Here is a 13,919-nt window from a genome sequence, read left to right on the forward strand (position 1 = left end):
CCATTGCTGACTCCCTGTCAACGGATGTGCATTCTACATCGTATTTATTATGAGTCAACAGTTTAATTTCATTTTTGTGCTGACTGCTCAAATAACAGCTAAAGTGCTGATTTTTTGACTCAACAACACATTTGTTAAGCAATTTTTAATCAATGTTTTCCGGTTAATTCCGGCCACGAAGCTTTAAGGTACTGAAACATTGAGACAAAGGTGAAAAAAGTCGCCATTGCGTAGAAACACCAGGCAGCGCCCATGACGATTTTAGCCGGTACATCAAATAAGATTAACGGTACCGGGTAGTCAGGCTTCCAGATTAACCCCATCAAAGCCAGCATTTGGCATGCGGTTTTCCATTTTCCTAAAGAAGAGACCGCGACATTGTCTCGCTTGCCCAAATCCGCCATAAATTCTCGTAGTGCAGAAATAACGATTTCACGGCTTATCATAATAAGCGCCGGAACCGTCACCCACCAAACCTGATAATCGGCAACAATCAACACCAAAGCGACGGTAACCATTAATTTATCCGCAACCGGATCGATAAAGGCGCCAAATTTACTCGATAGCTTTAGTCGCCTTGCCAGGTAGCCATCAAGAGCATCGCTTATCGATGCTAACCAAAAGACAAATGCTGCTCCGAAATGTGACCAGCTTACCGGTAGATAAAAGACAATAATAAAAACCGGAATCAGAAGGATTCTAAATAACGTAATTTGATTGGGAATTGTCCACATAATTCTTATTTATCAATATTTTTTCACTATTTTACATTATCCGGATCAGTTGTCATGCAAGCTGGCGAAAATATTTTTTGCCAATTCAGTGCTAACGCCCGGCACCTTCGCCAGCTCTTCGACGCTGGCTTTTTTAACTTCCTGTAGACCACCTAAGTATTTTAACATTGCCTGGCGTCGTTTCGGTCCGATACCGGGAATATCTTCAAGACTTGATTTTTTACTGACCTTGGCTCGCTTTGCTCGGTGCCCGGCGATGGCAAATCGATGTGACTCATCTCGTATATGCTGCACCAGATGTAAGGCAGAAGATGTGGGCTCCAGAGAAATTAACTGATGCGAGCCAGCCATAATTAAAGTCTCCAATCCAGGCTTTCTTGATTCCCCTTTTGCTACCCCGACAAGCAATGGCGTCTTTGGCAAGTCTAAATCAGCAAAAAACTGCTCTGCGCGTCCCAATTGCCCTTTGCCACCGTCAATAAAAACCACATCCGGACATTTGTCCTCGGCAGTTAACTTTCCATAACGCTTGTTTAACGCAAAAGACATTGCCGCATAATCATCGCCTGGTGTTATGCCATGTACATTGTAACGCCGATAATCGCTTTTCATTGGTCCTTCGGTATTGAATACGACGCAAGATGCAATGGTTTGTTGTCCCATGGTATGGCTGATATCAAAACATTCAATACGTTCGATAGGCGTCGGCAACTCAAATAAGGTATTTAACTGGGCGAACCGAGCCTGCATTGACTCTTTATGAGAGTTTTTCACCCGTAAGGCGGTTTCGGCATTGGTCGTGGCAAGCGCCAGATATTTTTTCCGCTCGGTACGAACATTGCTGAGCAGTTTCACCTCGTAGTCAACCTGCTCTGATAACAAAGTTTGTAGCTGCTCTTTACCTTTAATGGCCATCGGCAGGACAACTTCCCTTGGCAACCGACCCTGCTCAACCCCCTGGCCTAAATAGTTCTGAGTGATAAATGCCTGGACAATATCAACATCTTCAGTATCTGCTGGAATGCTTGGAAAATAACTTTTACTCCCCAAAATCTTTTGATCACGTATAAACAACTGATGAATACAGGCCTGATTGTTTAAGCGATAAAAACCCAGTACATCCATTTCACCAGCCATGCCTGACACAAACTGCTGCTGTTGCACTTTTCGTAATGTCGCAATCTGATCTCTAAAATTTGCCGCCTTTTCAAATTCCAGCTGTTCACTCGCCTGTTCCATTTTACTTACCAGATTATTAATAACCTGATCATTTTTACCGCGCAGAAACAGCTTGGCTAAGCTCACCTGTTCGTTATAATCCTGATCGCTTATCTTGCCAACGCATGGCGCCGAACAGCGCTTTAGCTGATATTGCAGGCAAGGTCGGGATCTGGCTCGATAATAGCTATCTTCACATTGGCGAATAGGAAATAGACGCTGCATTAAGCGCAAACTTTCCCACACCGCACCGGCACTTGGAAATGGGCCAAAATAATCCCCTTTGATTTTTTTACCACCCCGATGTGCCCCAAGTTTCGGGTGCCGATGATCGGTTATCAAAATATAAGGATAAGATTTGTCATCGCGCAGCAGGATATTATATTTCGGCTGATACTTTTTGATGTAGTTGTTCTCGAGTATCAGCGCTTCGCCTTCGGTATGGGTGACCGTAACGTCGATGGCACGGATTTGCGCAACCAGGGCACGGGTTTTCGTCGATCCCACGTCTTTGCGAAAATAACTGCTCAGGCGTTTTTTCAGGTTCTTTGCTTTACCAACGTAAATAACCGTCGAGTGTTCATCGTACATACGATAAACACCACTTTTTTCTGTGGTTACCTTTAAATACGCCTGATAATCAAAAAGGCTCGATTCACTCATTTATCACAGGGCTTCGCTGCTAACCAGCCCGTAACGTATTGCCAGGTGCGTCAATTCAACATCATTACTGACCGAAAGTTTTTCAAACATCCGATATCGATAACTATTAATGGTTTTGCTGCTTAAACTCAGTTGTTCGGAAATATCCGTAACTTTTTCACCTCGGGTGATCATCAGCATAATCTGCAGTTCACGTTCAGACAGTGCTTTGAATGGGTTATCGCTATCATGATTAAACTGACTTAATGCCATTTTCTGGGCGATCGAAGCTGGCAGGTAGCGTTGCCCTGCATTTACCGCTTTAATGGCCTGAACCATTTCATCGCAACCTGCACTCTTGGATAAAAAGCCACTGGCACCAATTTGCATGACTTTGCTCGGATACGGTTCTTCTACGTGAACGGTTAAAATAATAACCTTGCAGTCTGGCGCGTAGCGCAGAATTTTTTTGGTAGCTTCCAGACCACCAATACCCGGCATATTCATGTCCATCAAAACCACATCTGGTTCGATTTGCCGACAAAACTGTACCGCTTCTTCACCGGTGGCCACTTCTGAAATCACCTTGATGCCTTTCACATCGTCTAAAATGCGTCGAATACCGGTTCGCACCAGATCATGATCATCAACCAATAACACCTTAATCAAGGCTTTCTCCTTAACTTTAATTATTTCTTATCAATTAGGATTACTAAACCAGCAGGCACTACAGGTTATGCTTTTGCAACCATTTGCTTAACAGTCCAATCTGGCCGTTTTTATATGCGGCATAGGTCAGTCGTAATGCATTCGTGAGAATCTTACTGTCCGTCCACTGAGTCTGCTCACTAATTAATTGATAACATTTAAGCGCTTCATCATTAAGATACCCTCGTACTTCTTTTTTGCCGAGGCTTTTCTGTCGCTCGCGATAGCGTTTTTGTTTTTCAGCATTAGTTAATGGTGTTTTTCTATCCGTGCCATCCGCTTCCATTAGTGCAGTTAACGCATCTTCCAGGTCATTTTCCGCAACCATACGAATCTCCTTCTATTTTTTCCTCCATGGTTACGCATAACCCAGAAAATTGCAACAAATCGAAGATTTTTGTTGTCTGGCGTACAGGTGTTCGCTAAAGTAGCGGCAAGTTTTAGTGTACAAGTGTACGCTGAGGTCGGAGGAGTTGCTATTTTAACCAATTATGCCAGCACCCTCTCACCAGTTTCATTCATATCATTTTTAGGGGTTTTGAAATAAAAGCTATGGGACAACAACATTCATTTGAAAAAGCGGACTTAATCAAGGCTGGTACTGGCGAACTGTTTGGAGAAGATAACTCTAAACTACCTTCCGATAACATGTTGATGATTGATCGCATTCTGTCGATTAGCGAAGACGGCGGTGAGCATGGAAAAGGTGAGATCATCGCTGAGTTAGACATCAACCCGGATCTGTGGTTTTTTGATTGCCACTTTAAAGGCGATCCGGTAATGCCAGGTTGTCTTGGACTGGATGCAATGTGGCAACTGGTTGGGTTTTACCTGGCTTGGTCAGGTGGTCCTGGTCGTGGACGTGCACTAGGTGTAGGTGAAGTTAAATTCACCGGGCAAATTCTGCCAACCGCTAAAAAAGTAACCTATAAGATTGTAATGAAGCGCGTTATCAAGCGTAAGCTATTTATGGGCATCGCGGATGGGATTGTCGAAGTTGACGGCCGTGAAATCTATAAAGCAACCGATCTTAAAGTAGGTTTGTTCACCGATACTTCAACGTTCTAACTGAATATTTCAACCAAAAAAAGGAGAGCTATTGCTCTCCTTTTTTATTATACCAATCACATTATCTCAACACTGTCGTTATCGACTGCGACGGAATAAGGTTAACAGGCCCAGACCGGCTAGCCAGAGTAGATTCAGCCCTGCGCCTTGACGCTCAACTTTTTCTTCTATAGTGCCGCAGTCTTCAATATCACCCTCAATTGGACGCAGATATACGGCTCTGAATACGTCTTCCAGTACTTCATCACCATTTTCATCGTAAATCAACTGACCTTTAGCATCGCGCAATGGTTGCTTCATCATGGCGGTGGCAACAATTTCATTAGCATCATTAATATCACGTGCTTCAATGATGGTGTACTGTGAATCACAACTCAGCAAGTCATTAATATCAACGAATTTATCCGTATCTATGTGATACATAAAGCCGTGACGACGACGCGGACTGTTACGATCATTGAATGATTCATATTCGCCTTCACCAACAATGATATTATTGTTATTGATTGAAAAACCTATGCTGGATGAACCCGGGAAAAAATCCTCGACTAACTGAGTTTCAATGGTTTCTGCGTTGGTATCGGCATAAAAAACTTTTTTACGCAGGCTACCATTAACGAATTTGTTCATGTAGCCGGTCATCATACCATTATTGTTTATCGCAAGGCCTTCCGAACTTGTACGACCAAAGCCAGTGTAAAATTCATCGCGATCGGTAAACTCAATGACCTCGTCGCCCTTAAACACAGCAGCAAAATAGCCATAATATTCGTTATCGGCCGGTTGCGTCTCATCGGCATCTAACCATGCCGCGGTAATTCCAACAGCAATACCAGAATCATTAATTGCATTGGCGATACTGAAGATACCCGTACGTTCATCCTCTGGGTTGCGATTGTTATCTACAGCAGTTCCCAATAACGTTGGCTCACCAACTAACTGGCCGTTTGCATCTAAATTCCACTGTACTGCCCGTTGTTGATAAATCGTGCTTTTTTCGCGGAATATGCATAACTCTTGCGGGATATCGGTAAGCTTATCCTCGTTTTCTTCACCATCAACTTCATCAAGAATACATTTGATTTGCAGATCTTCGAGTTCTTCTTCATTGAATCCGACTGAGCTACTGCCGACCACCTGGCCATGGACATTGATGTCATAAATCTGCGAGATTCCGCCATAAAGATCTTCAAGTGGGGTCAACTCAACCGTGGTACCATCATTGAAACGAATGAAACCACGTTGATTAAAATCCCTGACCCAATATTGCGTCGGCTCGTCATCATCGCCCGCATCCTCTTCAAGGAAAGGTTCCAAAGGCAGGTATGGCGCTGATGAGTAACCAAAAATCCAACCATTATCGGTGATACCTGACGGAGTTTCCTGAGTCGAACGACTCAGTTGACCACTGCTGGTAAATTCTTTGTCAAACAAGGTGATTGGCTCAGAAAACGTGCCATCAAACTTAAAAATGAAAGAGTCACCTACTGTCTGGTAGAGTTGCGGCGACTGGCTTCGTAACCAGTTTACTGTCCACCACAATGCGTTAGAATCCGGATTGCCGGCTTTTAAATCTTCGAATTGTTGGTCAGTGATTTCATAAGCATATAAAAATCGTTCGTGTTGGTTTTCTGCTAAATTGCGAATACTTTCAAAATCATCTTCGTCTAGTAAGTCAAACTGAACCGGAAAATTATAGGAACCGTTGCCGAAAACAACCGCTTCACCGAGATTGTTTTGTTTGATACCGAAGGTATTTTTAACCGTATCAACTAATCCTAGATCAATTACTTCATATGTTGCCGCGTGGGCTTGATGAACCATTAGCGCAGAGGTCACCCCTAAGGTGATCAGGGATTTATTTAAGGTTTTCATTAACTACTCTTCTCTTGAAATTCTTCTAATTCTTGCCAACGCTCATAAGCTTGCTCCAGTGCAGTTTCCTGGGACTGCAACAACTCTAGAATTGGCTGGGTAATGGAACTGTCCTGGTTGAAAAAATCAGCGCTGTTGATTTGCGATTGCAACTCTTCGACCTCGTTTTCTAATTGCTCTATGAGCTTAGGTAAGGCCTCTAGTTCTCGTTTATCTTTGTAAGATAACTTGTTATTGCTCTTTTTTACCGGACTAGTTTTTACTTTAGTATTGGCTTTGATGTCAAATTGTTTCTTTTGTTCCGCTTTATCGGATAAATATTTTTCAACATCCGAGTAACCACCAAAAATCTGGTTGATTGTACCACTACCATCAAAATAAAGGCATGAATTAACACAATTATTCACAAAGTCTCGGTCATGGCTTACCAACAACACGGTACCCGGGTAATCATTGATGACCATTTCTAAAAGTTCCAGAGTCTCAATATCAAGATCATTGGTTGGCTCATCGAGAATCAACAGGTTACTCGGTTTCAGGAACAATTTCGCCAGTAATAAACGATTTCGCTCACCCCCAGACAATGCTCTAACCGGTGTACGCGCCCGTTTCGGGCTAAATAAAAAGTCCTGTAAGTAGCCAAGGACATGGCGAGTACGACCATTGACGGTAATTTCCTGCTTACCATCTGCAACCGCATCCTGTACCGTCTGATTAACGTCCAGTTGCATTCGGTGTTGATCAAAGTAAGCGATTTCCAGGTTAACCCCCAGGCGCATTTTGCCCTGGGTATTTTCAAGCTGTCCGGTAATTAGCTTTAACAGGGTCGACTTACCCGTACCATTGGCACCAATCAAGGCTAGTTTTTCACCGCGGGAAATCAGCAAATCAAGATCGCGGATTATGGTTTTATCGCCAAACGCAACACCAATACCCTGCCCTTCAAACACCATCTTGCCGCTGTTATCGCCTTTGGCAAAGGTCATTTGTCCCTGGAGCTTAAGGTCACGTCGTTGTTGACGTTCAACTCGCAGCTTTTCAAGTGCCCTGACCCGGCCTTCATTACGAGTGCGTCGAGCTTTGATACCCTGGCGAATCCAGGTTTCCTCTTCCGCAAGGCGTTTATCAAATAATTGATTTTGCTGATGCTCAACCTGAAGGTCGTGCTCTTTCATTTCCAGGTACTTATCATAATCACCCGGATAACTGGACAGTATGCCTCTGTCTAAATCAACAATACGAGTGGCCATTGAACGAATAAAGGCACGGTCATGGCTAATAAATATGATGGTGCCATTAAAACCCTTTAAAAAGTTTTCCAGCCACAGGACACTGTCGATATCGAGGTGGTTGGTTGGTTCATCAAGCAGCAGTACATCAGGAGCTGTTACCAATGCCTGAGCCAAAGCAATTTTACGTAACCAACCTCCGGATAATGAGCTAACACTATCATCGGCGTTAAGGGAAAGCTTGCTTAGTACCTGCTCAATGCGCTGCTCATCCTGCCAGGCATTATTTTTTTCCAGTTCGGCCTGGATATCCGTAAGCTTTTGTAAATTTTGCTCTGATGGATCCTGGGCGATGATACCGGTCAATTTGTGGTACTGTCGAACCAGTTCACCATTGGACTTCAAGCCTTCGGCGACATAATCAAAGATCGATTGTTCTGACGTTTGCGGCGGGTCCTGAGCCAACATGGCAACACTTATTTCATTGGAGAATACCAACTGGCCATCATCAAGCAGTTGGTCCTGGTTAATAATTTTCAACAAAGATGACTTGCCCGCGCCGTTACGGCCAACCAGACAAACACGCTCTTGCGATTTGATGCGTAATTCCGTATCAGCAAGGATTTTTTCATCACCAAAAGCCAATTCGGCATTTGTTATTCTAATAATTTCCATCAATAAACTCGTTCAACTGCTGAAAATCGAAGGGCCAACCTAAAACTTGCTGTTGGCCTTCAACTTCAATGACGGGAATGGTCAGTTTATAGCGCTCTAACCACTGAGGTTCATCAATTATATCTCGATACACAAGCGTATCATTATCAATTAGTGAGCTCTGCTGACAAAGTTCCATCGCCATCTCGCATAAATGACAGCCCTCTGTGCCGTATAAATAAATCTTTTTCAAATCGATACCTAATCGCGGGTAATGATCCAGCTGTTATGAATATGCTTATTGCGTTTAAAGTCCATATCTCTGGTTTGTTCAGTAATTTCCCTGGCACTAAAGCCAAGTTCCTCAAGCGCTTCAAAGTCCATTTTAAAGTGGCGCTTGTTATTGGTAAATATCAGTTCACCACCTTCAGCGACAGCTTTCATGCCCAGTCGCAACAAGTCCACATGGTCCCGTTGTACGTCAAAGGTCTTATCCATACGTTTAGAATTAGAAAACGTCGGCGGGTCGATAAACACCAGATCGTATGTCTGGGTGTTATTTTCTAACCACTGCAAACAGTCTGATTGTACAAACTGATACTTATGCGAACGCAAGCCATTAAGCTCAAAATTATCCTGTGCCCAATCAAGGTAGGTGTGTGACATATCCACGGTAGTAACTTCACTAGCGCCATTAAGGGCGGCCTGCAGCGATACCGAGCCAGTATAAGCAAAGAGGTTTAATAGGGTTTTACCCTTTGCTTTTTTGGCAACAATCTGTCGGGTCTTGCGATGATCCAAAAACAACCCGGTGTCCAGGTAATCCCATAGGTTTACTTTTAACTTTGCTTCGTATTCATGAACCACCATAGAACGATCGGTTTTACTCAAACTTTGATACTGGCTCTTACCTTTTTTCTTTTCACGAGTTTTTAAGGAAACTTTATCCGGTGCAACACCCAAAATCTGTGGAGCCCAGAAAATGACTTCCTGCAACCGCGCTGATGTCTTTGACTCTTCGATATTTTTTGGGGCTGCATATTCCTGAATCACCAGGTGATCATCATAAACATCGACCGCTACGTTGTATTCCGGAATATCCGCATCATAAATTCGATAGCAATTAACATCGTTTTGCTTTAACCAACCTTTCATGCCTTTAATATTCTTTTTCAAACGATTAGCAAAAGCACTTGGCTGACTGGTATCGATATTCTGACCTGCGCCCCGTTCCGCTTGCTCTTCACTAATATCATAAAGAGCAAATACACAATCTAGTGGGCCATTTTTAAACTTGTAACGTTTGTGACTGGCAAGCTTCAATAACTTTAACGTTTCCGGGTTTCCGGTAATAATCGCCATTTGCCAGTTGATAAAATCCTGTTTTAGGCGCTGTCCAAGCTTGGTAAAGGTCGCAACCAATTCTGGTAACGATCCTATCCGCTCGCCGTAAGGTGGGTTGAAAATGATCTGGCCTGAAGCTTTAAACGGGTTCTGTAACTCTTCCGCCTGGGCGACTTTAAACTCAATAAAATCTGACAATTCTGCATTGCGCGCATTAGTCTTAGCCGTTTTTAATACTCTTTCGTCCATATCAAAGCCATAAACTTTGATGGTCAATGCCGAAAGCTTCTGCTCATTGAGTTGCAACTCTTGTTCAAGCGTCGATTGCCAAAGCGCCTGATCATGACTCTTCCAATGCTCGAAGCCCCAAGACTCTCGGTTTACTCCTGGGGCAAGATCGGCTGCCATCGCTACCGCTTCAAGTAATAAGGTACCTGAACCACACATGGGATCGATTAATGGTCGATTCGTATCATTCAACCAGCCACTGCGAATAATCAGCGCCGCTGCCAGATTCTCTTTCATTGGCGCAGCACCGGTACTTTGTCGATAGCCTCGGTTAAACAAAGAGCGACCTGAAAAATCCAGATAAAAATGGATCTGATTTTTTAAAAGGCGCGCCTGAATTCGAATGTCCGGTTGCGTTTTCTCGACATTGGGGCGTTCAAAACCAGCCTCGCGAAATTTATCAACAATTGCGTCTTTAACGGTGAGACCACCAAACTGAGAATCACGAATCGCTTTGTTCTTACCAACAAAGTCAACCGCAAATAGCGCATCACTGTTAAAGTGTTCAGGCCAGTTAATATCCATGGCGGCGTTAAACAGGTCATCTTTGCTATTCACATTGACAGGTTCAGTCAGTCGTAATAGTACCCGGCTGGCCAGTCGGGTTTTTAATACTATGTGATAGGCGTTTTTCAAATCAGTTTGAAAATAAACACCTTCTGGTTTTTGCACAACCTGCTGTCCACCCAATTGGGATATTTCTTCAGCTAAGAGAGGTTCAATACCAAATGACGTTAATGCTAAAAAGTTTTGCATAATAAATTTCGCAAGAAAATAGTGGCGTGGATTATAAACAAATACAGTGATTTTGTCCTGACCGAATCGCCATTTGCATTGATTACAGGATATTTATTGAACTAGTCGTGTGAAAAATACTCAGATTTACAAATTGTTTAAAAAAAACTGTGGTTTCAGCTTGCATAACAGTTTGGCAATCCTTATAGTACGCATCGTTTTCAGGCGCGGGATGGAGCAGCCTGGTAGCTCGTCGGGCTCATAACCCGAAGGTCGTCAGTTCAAATCTGGCTCCCGCAACCAATTTTCTTGTAAAGAGAAAGTGTAGGAATTCTGAGATAATGAATTAATCAACTGACTCGTCAGTTCGCTAATTCAAAGAACAGGGCTCCCTTAAGCAATTTTCTTTTGAAAAGAAAATCAGTATACTGAAAACACATTACAGGCGCGGGATGGAGCAGCCTGGTAGCTCGTCGGGCTCATAACCCGAAGGTCGTCAGTTCAAATCTGGCTCCCGCAACCAATTTTCTTTTTTATGAAGAAATGTAGGAATTCTGAAACGTTGAAATAAACAACTGACTCGTCAGTTCGCTAATTCAAAGATCAGGGCTCCCGCAACCAATTTTCTTTGCAAAAAGAACTTCCAAACAAAATGAAGTAAAACTATTGTGGCTCGTTTATCACTCGATAAACCATTCGGACGCGGGATGGAGCAGCCTGGTAGCTCGTCGGGCTCATAACCCGAAGGTCGTCGGTTCAAATCCGGCTCCCGCAACCAATTTTCTTTGCAAAAAGAACTTCCAAACAAAATGAAGCAAAACTATTGTGGCTTGTTTATCACTCGATAAACCATTCGGACGCGGGATGGAGCAGCCTGGTAGCTCGTCGGGCTCATAACCCGAAGGTCGTCAGTTCAAATCTGGCTCCCGCAACCAATTTTCCTGTTAAAAGAAAGTGTAGGAATTCTGAAGTAATGGATTAAACAACTGACTCGTCAGTTCGTTAATTCAAAAATCAAGGCTCCCACAACCAACTCCCCTTGTTAAAAAAGCACCAAATTCCAGAACAGTGGAAAAAAACTGACTCGTCATTTCACTAATTCTAAAACCAGAGCTCCCACAACCAATTCCGCTTGTATTCGCCATACCTATCTGCCAAAGTTCGATCATTTAACGATTAAGGATAATAGCCATGACAATTTCGACCGGGAAATATCAACATTACAAAGGGGCTTGTTATCAGGTATTACACGTGGCAAAGCACAGTGAAACTGAAGAGGAACATGTCGTTTATCGAACACTGTATGGCGATCACAGCGTATGGATCCGCCCTTTATCTATGTTCATTGAAGACGTTAATCTTGATGGTAATCGGGTACCGAGATTTAAAAAGGTGTCAGAATAACAGGAAAATTTCAAAAATGCCGAAGTACACTACCTCGGCATTTTAACGTTTTGAGGAAGGAGATAAGGTTTACCACATTGCCCTTTCAGCCGATAGAAAAATGATTGATATCTCTTGGATGCGTGGATTCCACTTCCACATTATCAACATCAGCCTCTTCAGGCCCCTGCTCTAACCATTTCAACATCTTCCGGGCGTTTTCTTCCGGCCCACATACCATAACTTCGACACTACCATCTTCCTGATTATGGGCATAACCACTCAATCCCAGGTCTATCGCCATATTTTGAGCAGCTGCCCGAAAATATACGCCTTGCACTAAACCTGTTACGGTCGCTATATAGCAAACTTTCATATTGTTACCTTTATTAATTGTTATTTTTACCCGATTGCTTCCTATATCTACGTTGTTTACCTGGCTACCATTGCTTACAATCAGTACTCTGTTACTCAATTAAGAATATAGTATGTCTGCAAGAGTTTTGTTAAACCCGGGAAGAGAAAAATCTCTGTTACGTCGTCACCCGTGGATTTTTTCCAAAGCAATAAAAAAACTCATTGGCAAGCCAATCGCTGGCGAAACCGTCGATGTCTTTGACAGCCAGGGAAAGTGGTTAGCAAAAGGTGCGTTTTCACCGGATTCTCAAATTCGTATCCGCGTCTGGAGTTTTATTCAGAAGGAGGAGATAAATGACCAATTCTTCTTCGATAAGATTCAGTCCGCTTTACACCTCAGGCAGCATACCATTGAATCGGCAAATTTAACCGGATACCGTTTAGTAGCTGGTGAATCAGATGGTTTACCCGGTGTCACCATTGATGTATATGATAATATTTTAAGTTGTCAGTTACTGAGTGCCGGTGCAGAATTTAACCGTCACCTGATTATCCAGGCATTAACCCGACTTTTTCCAGGGCATGCTATTTACGATCGCAGTGATGTGGAAATACGTAAAAAAGAAGGACTTGAATTAAGCAAAGGCTGGATAAAAGCACCAGAAAATGGCTCGACCGTTGCCGTCATACAAGAGCATGACGTTAACATTAAGGTTGATGTGGAGACCGGCCACAAAACCGGATTTTATCTCGACCAACGAGATTCCAGACGCGCCGCTGGTCGTTATGCGTACGGAAAAAACATTTTAAACTGTTTTTCTTACACCGGTACTTTCTCATTGCACTGCGCCAAACACGGGGCCAAAAAAGTAACCAACGTCGATGTATCTGACACCGCCATTTCACTGAGTAAAGAAAATTTGCGCCTTAATGGTATCGAAGAAGATGTCGTCGAACACGTTCAGGCGGATGTTTTTAAGTTACTGAGAAAATATCGGGAACAAGGGACGCGTTTTGATATGATAATTCTTGATCCTCCGAAATTTGCCGAATCTAAGTCGCAGCTGAATGGCGCATGTCGAGGCTACAAAGACATCAATATGCTCGCCATGCAGTTACTCAACCCCAATGGTATCTTACTCACTTTTTCCTGCTCCGGCTTGATGGAAGCGAATCTGTTTCAAAAAGTGGTTGCCGATGCGGCACTTGATGCAAAGCGCCAGGCTCGTATTATCGAACGATTACACCAGGCGAGCGATCACCCCATTGCAACTAACTTCCCAGAAGGCTATTACCTTAAGGGTTTGATTTGCCAAATGGATTGAATTGATTAAATCGATTCACCGTTGGTGGTCTGAAAATGCAGGGCCAGCAGGTAACGATCGTCGGCTTGCTGTTGGCACCGGATCACGGTGCCATGTTGCAAACACACCGCTAACTCACCATGTACCTCATAATTATTTTGTATTTTGACGTGGGTACCCAGGGCGATGGGATGAGATAATTCGACCGCAATACCTCCATCACTTACGTCGATACAGGTGCCATTGACCACTTCTTCGTCTTCCTGCTCTGCAATCAGTAATTGCAGAGGTTGATTCAGGTAATTTCGAAAATAGGCTCGCTTTTCACTTTGTTGAGTCATCAGGTTTATCGATAGTTTTTACAAGTCTCGCCTTAACCC

At 43.3% G+C, this 13,919-nt stretch carries 13 protein-coding genes and 4 tRNA genes; 7 read left to right on the top strand and 10 right to left on the bottom strand.

The window, feature by feature from the left end; genetic code table 11:
- Positions 1-149 precede the first annotated feature (149 nt).
- The 4 genes from pgsA to E8M12_RS10645 are packed head-to-tail and all read right to left on the bottom strand — an operon-like array spanning position 150 to position 3,588.
- Entirely contained in the window at positions 150-734 is a 585-nt protein-coding gene (pgsA, locus tag E8M12_RS10630) for a CDP-diacylglycerol--glycerol-3-phosphate 3-phosphatidyltransferase (RefSeq protein WP_136736130.1), read from the bottom strand.
- A gap of 45 nt (positions 735-779) precedes the next feature.
- Positions 780-2,615, bottom strand: a complete 1,836-nt coding sequence (gene uvrC, locus E8M12_RS10635) for an excinuclease ABC subunit UvrC (protein WP_136736131.1) — start codon at positions 2,613-2,615, stop codon at positions 780-782.
- A gap of 3 nt (positions 2,616-2,618) precedes the next feature.
- Positions 2,619-3,263: a UvrY/SirA/GacA family response regulator transcription factor gene (gene uvrY / locus E8M12_RS10640; protein ID WP_136736132.1), complete on the bottom strand. Its 645-nt coding sequence runs from the start codon at positions 3,261-3,263 to the stop codon at positions 2,619-2,621.
- Positions 3,264-3,321: 58 nt separating this feature from the next.
- The gene (locus E8M12_RS10645) at positions 3,322-3,588 is read right to left on the bottom strand and encodes a hypothetical protein (RefSeq protein ID WP_136736154.1); all 267 of its coding nucleotides are present in this window, start codon (positions 3,586-3,588) and stop codon (positions 3,322-3,324) included.
- 266 nt (positions 3,589-3,854) lie between these two features.
- Between E8M12_RS10645 and fabA the strand changes: the two genes are divergently transcribed.
- On the top strand, positions 3,855-4,370 hold the full coding sequence (gene fabA / locus E8M12_RS10650) for a bifunctional 3-hydroxydecanoyl-ACP dehydratase/trans-2-decenoyl-ACP isomerase (protein WP_136736133.1): 516 nt from the start codon (positions 3,855-3,857) through the stop codon (positions 4,368-4,370).
- A 78-nt stretch (positions 4,371-4,448) separates the two neighbouring features.
- Here fabA and E8M12_RS10655 read toward each other — a convergent pair whose 3' ends face one another.
- Genes E8M12_RS10655 through rlmKL form a run of 4 tightly spaced genes read right to left on the bottom strand, consistent with a single transcriptional unit; the run spans position 4,449 to position 10,516 of the window.
- Positions 4,449-6,245, bottom strand: coding sequence for a DUF3466 family protein (locus tag E8M12_RS10655; RefSeq protein ID WP_136736134.1), 1,797 nt, complete (start codon positions 6,243-6,245; stop codon positions 4,449-4,451).
- Entirely contained in the window at positions 6,245-8,149 is a 1,905-nt protein-coding gene (uup, locus tag E8M12_RS10660; protein WP_136736135.1) for an ATP-binding cassette ATPase Uup, read from the bottom strand. The genes E8M12_RS10655 and uup overlap by 1 nt, the downstream gene beginning before the upstream one ends.
- Complete coding sequence (locus E8M12_RS10665; RefSeq protein ID WP_246034106.1) at positions 8,136-8,381, bottom strand: glutaredoxin family protein; 246 nt, start codon at positions 8,379-8,381, stop codon at positions 8,136-8,138. Before E8M12_RS10665 ends, uup begins: the two co-directional genes overlap by 14 nt.
- Positions 8,382-8,389: 8 nt before the next feature.
- Positions 8,390-10,516 (bottom strand): bifunctional 23S rRNA (guanine(2069)-N(7))-methyltransferase RlmK/23S rRNA (guanine(2445)-N(2))-methyltransferase RlmL, encoded by a 2,127-nt coding sequence (gene rlmKL / locus E8M12_RS10670; RefSeq protein WP_136736136.1) that lies wholly within the window; start codon positions 10,514-10,516, stop codon positions 8,390-8,392.
- A gap of 205 nt (positions 10,517-10,721) precedes the next feature.
- Between rlmKL and E8M12_RS10675 the strand changes: the two genes are divergently transcribed.
- The 5 genes from E8M12_RS10675 to E8M12_RS10695 all read left to right on the top strand — a co-directional run bounded on the left by E8M12_RS10675 (position 10,722) and on the right by E8M12_RS10695 (position 11,899).
- Positions 10,722-10,798: transfer RNA gene (locus tag E8M12_RS10675), tRNA-Met, on the top strand.
- A gap of 143 nt (positions 10,799-10,941) precedes the next feature.
- Positions 10,942-11,018: transfer RNA gene (locus E8M12_RS10680), tRNA-Met, on the top strand.
- A 178-nt stretch (positions 11,019-11,196) separates the two neighbouring features.
- Positions 11,197-11,273: transfer RNA gene (locus E8M12_RS10685), tRNA-Met, on the top strand.
- Between the two features lie 80 nt (positions 11,274-11,353).
- Positions 11,354-11,430: transfer RNA gene (locus E8M12_RS10690), tRNA-Met, on the top strand.
- Positions 11,431-11,686: 256 nt separating this feature from the next.
- Positions 11,687-11,899: a DUF1653 domain-containing protein gene (locus E8M12_RS10695; protein ID WP_136736137.1), complete on the top strand. Its 213-nt coding sequence runs from the start codon at positions 11,687-11,689 to the stop codon at positions 11,897-11,899.
- An 85-nt stretch (positions 11,900-11,984) separates the two neighbouring features.
- Here the strand turns inward: E8M12_RS10695 and E8M12_RS10700 are convergent, their stop codons facing one another.
- The gene (locus tag E8M12_RS10700; RefSeq protein WP_136736138.1) at positions 11,985-12,254 is read right to left on the bottom strand and encodes an acylphosphatase; all 270 of its coding nucleotides are present in this window, start codon (positions 12,252-12,254) and stop codon (positions 11,985-11,987) included.
- 112 nt (positions 12,255-12,366) lie between these two features.
- Here E8M12_RS10700 and E8M12_RS10705 point away from each other — a divergent pair, with 112 nt between their 5' ends.
- The gene (locus tag E8M12_RS10705; RefSeq protein ID WP_136736139.1) at positions 12,367-13,560 is read left to right on the top strand and encodes a class I SAM-dependent rRNA methyltransferase; all 1,194 of its coding nucleotides are present in this window, start codon (positions 12,367-12,369) and stop codon (positions 13,558-13,560) included.
- A 5-nt stretch (positions 13,561-13,565) separates the two neighbouring features.
- Here the strand turns inward: E8M12_RS10705 and E8M12_RS10710 are convergent, their stop codons facing one another.
- On the bottom strand, positions 13,566-13,880 hold the full coding sequence (locus E8M12_RS10710; protein WP_136736140.1) for a PilZ domain-containing protein: 315 nt from the start codon (positions 13,878-13,880) through the stop codon (positions 13,566-13,568).
- Positions 13,881-13,919: the final 39 nt, after the last annotated feature.

It is taken from the genome of Thalassotalea mangrovi (genome assembly GCF_005116735.1).
Classification (GTDB): Bacteria; Pseudomonadota; Gammaproteobacteria; order Enterobacterales; family Alteromonadaceae; genus Thalassotalea_A; species Thalassotalea_A mangrovi.

Excerpts from the sequence above, each read along its gene's own strand:
- E8M12_RS10710 (WP_136736140.1), bottom strand. The coding sequence starts at position 13,880 with ATGACTCAACAAAGTGAAAAGCGAGCCTATTTTCGAAATTACCTGAAT.
- E8M12_RS10645 (WP_136736154.1), bottom strand. The coding sequence starts at position 3,588 with ATGGAAGCGGATGGCACGGATAGAAAAACACCATTAACTAATGCTGAA.
- fabA (WP_136736133.1), top strand. The coding sequence starts at position 3,855 with ATGGGACAACAACATTCATTTGAAAAAGCGGACTTAATCAAGGCTGGT.
- pgsA (WP_136736130.1), bottom strand. The coding sequence starts at position 734 with ATGTGGACAATTCCCAATCAAATTACGTTATTTAGAATCCTTCTGATT.
- uup (WP_136736135.1), bottom strand. The coding sequence starts at position 8,149 with ATGGAAATTATTAGAATAACAAATGCCGAATTGGCTTTTGGTGATGAA.
- E8M12_RS10695 (WP_136736137.1), top strand. The coding sequence starts at position 11,687 with ATGACAATTTCGACCGGGAAATATCAACATTACAAAGGGGCTTGTTAT.
- E8M12_RS10705 (WP_136736139.1), top strand. The coding sequence starts at position 12,367 with ATGTCTGCAAGAGTTTTGTTAAACCCGGGAAGAGAAAAATCTCTGTTA.
- rlmKL (WP_136736136.1), bottom strand. The coding sequence starts at position 10,516 with ATGCAAAACTTTTTAGCATTAACGTCATTTGGTATTGAACCTCTCTTA.
- uvrC (WP_136736131.1), bottom strand. The coding sequence starts at position 2,615 with ATGAGTGAATCGAGCCTTTTTGATTATCAGGCGTATTTAAAGGTAACC.
- E8M12_RS10700 (WP_136736138.1), bottom strand. The coding sequence starts at position 12,254 with ATGAAAGTTTGCTATATAGCGACCGTAACAGGTTTAGTGCAAGGCGTA.
- E8M12_RS10655 (WP_136736134.1), bottom strand. The coding sequence starts at position 6,245 with ATGAAAACCTTAAATAAATCCCTGATCACCTTAGGGGTGACCTCTGCG.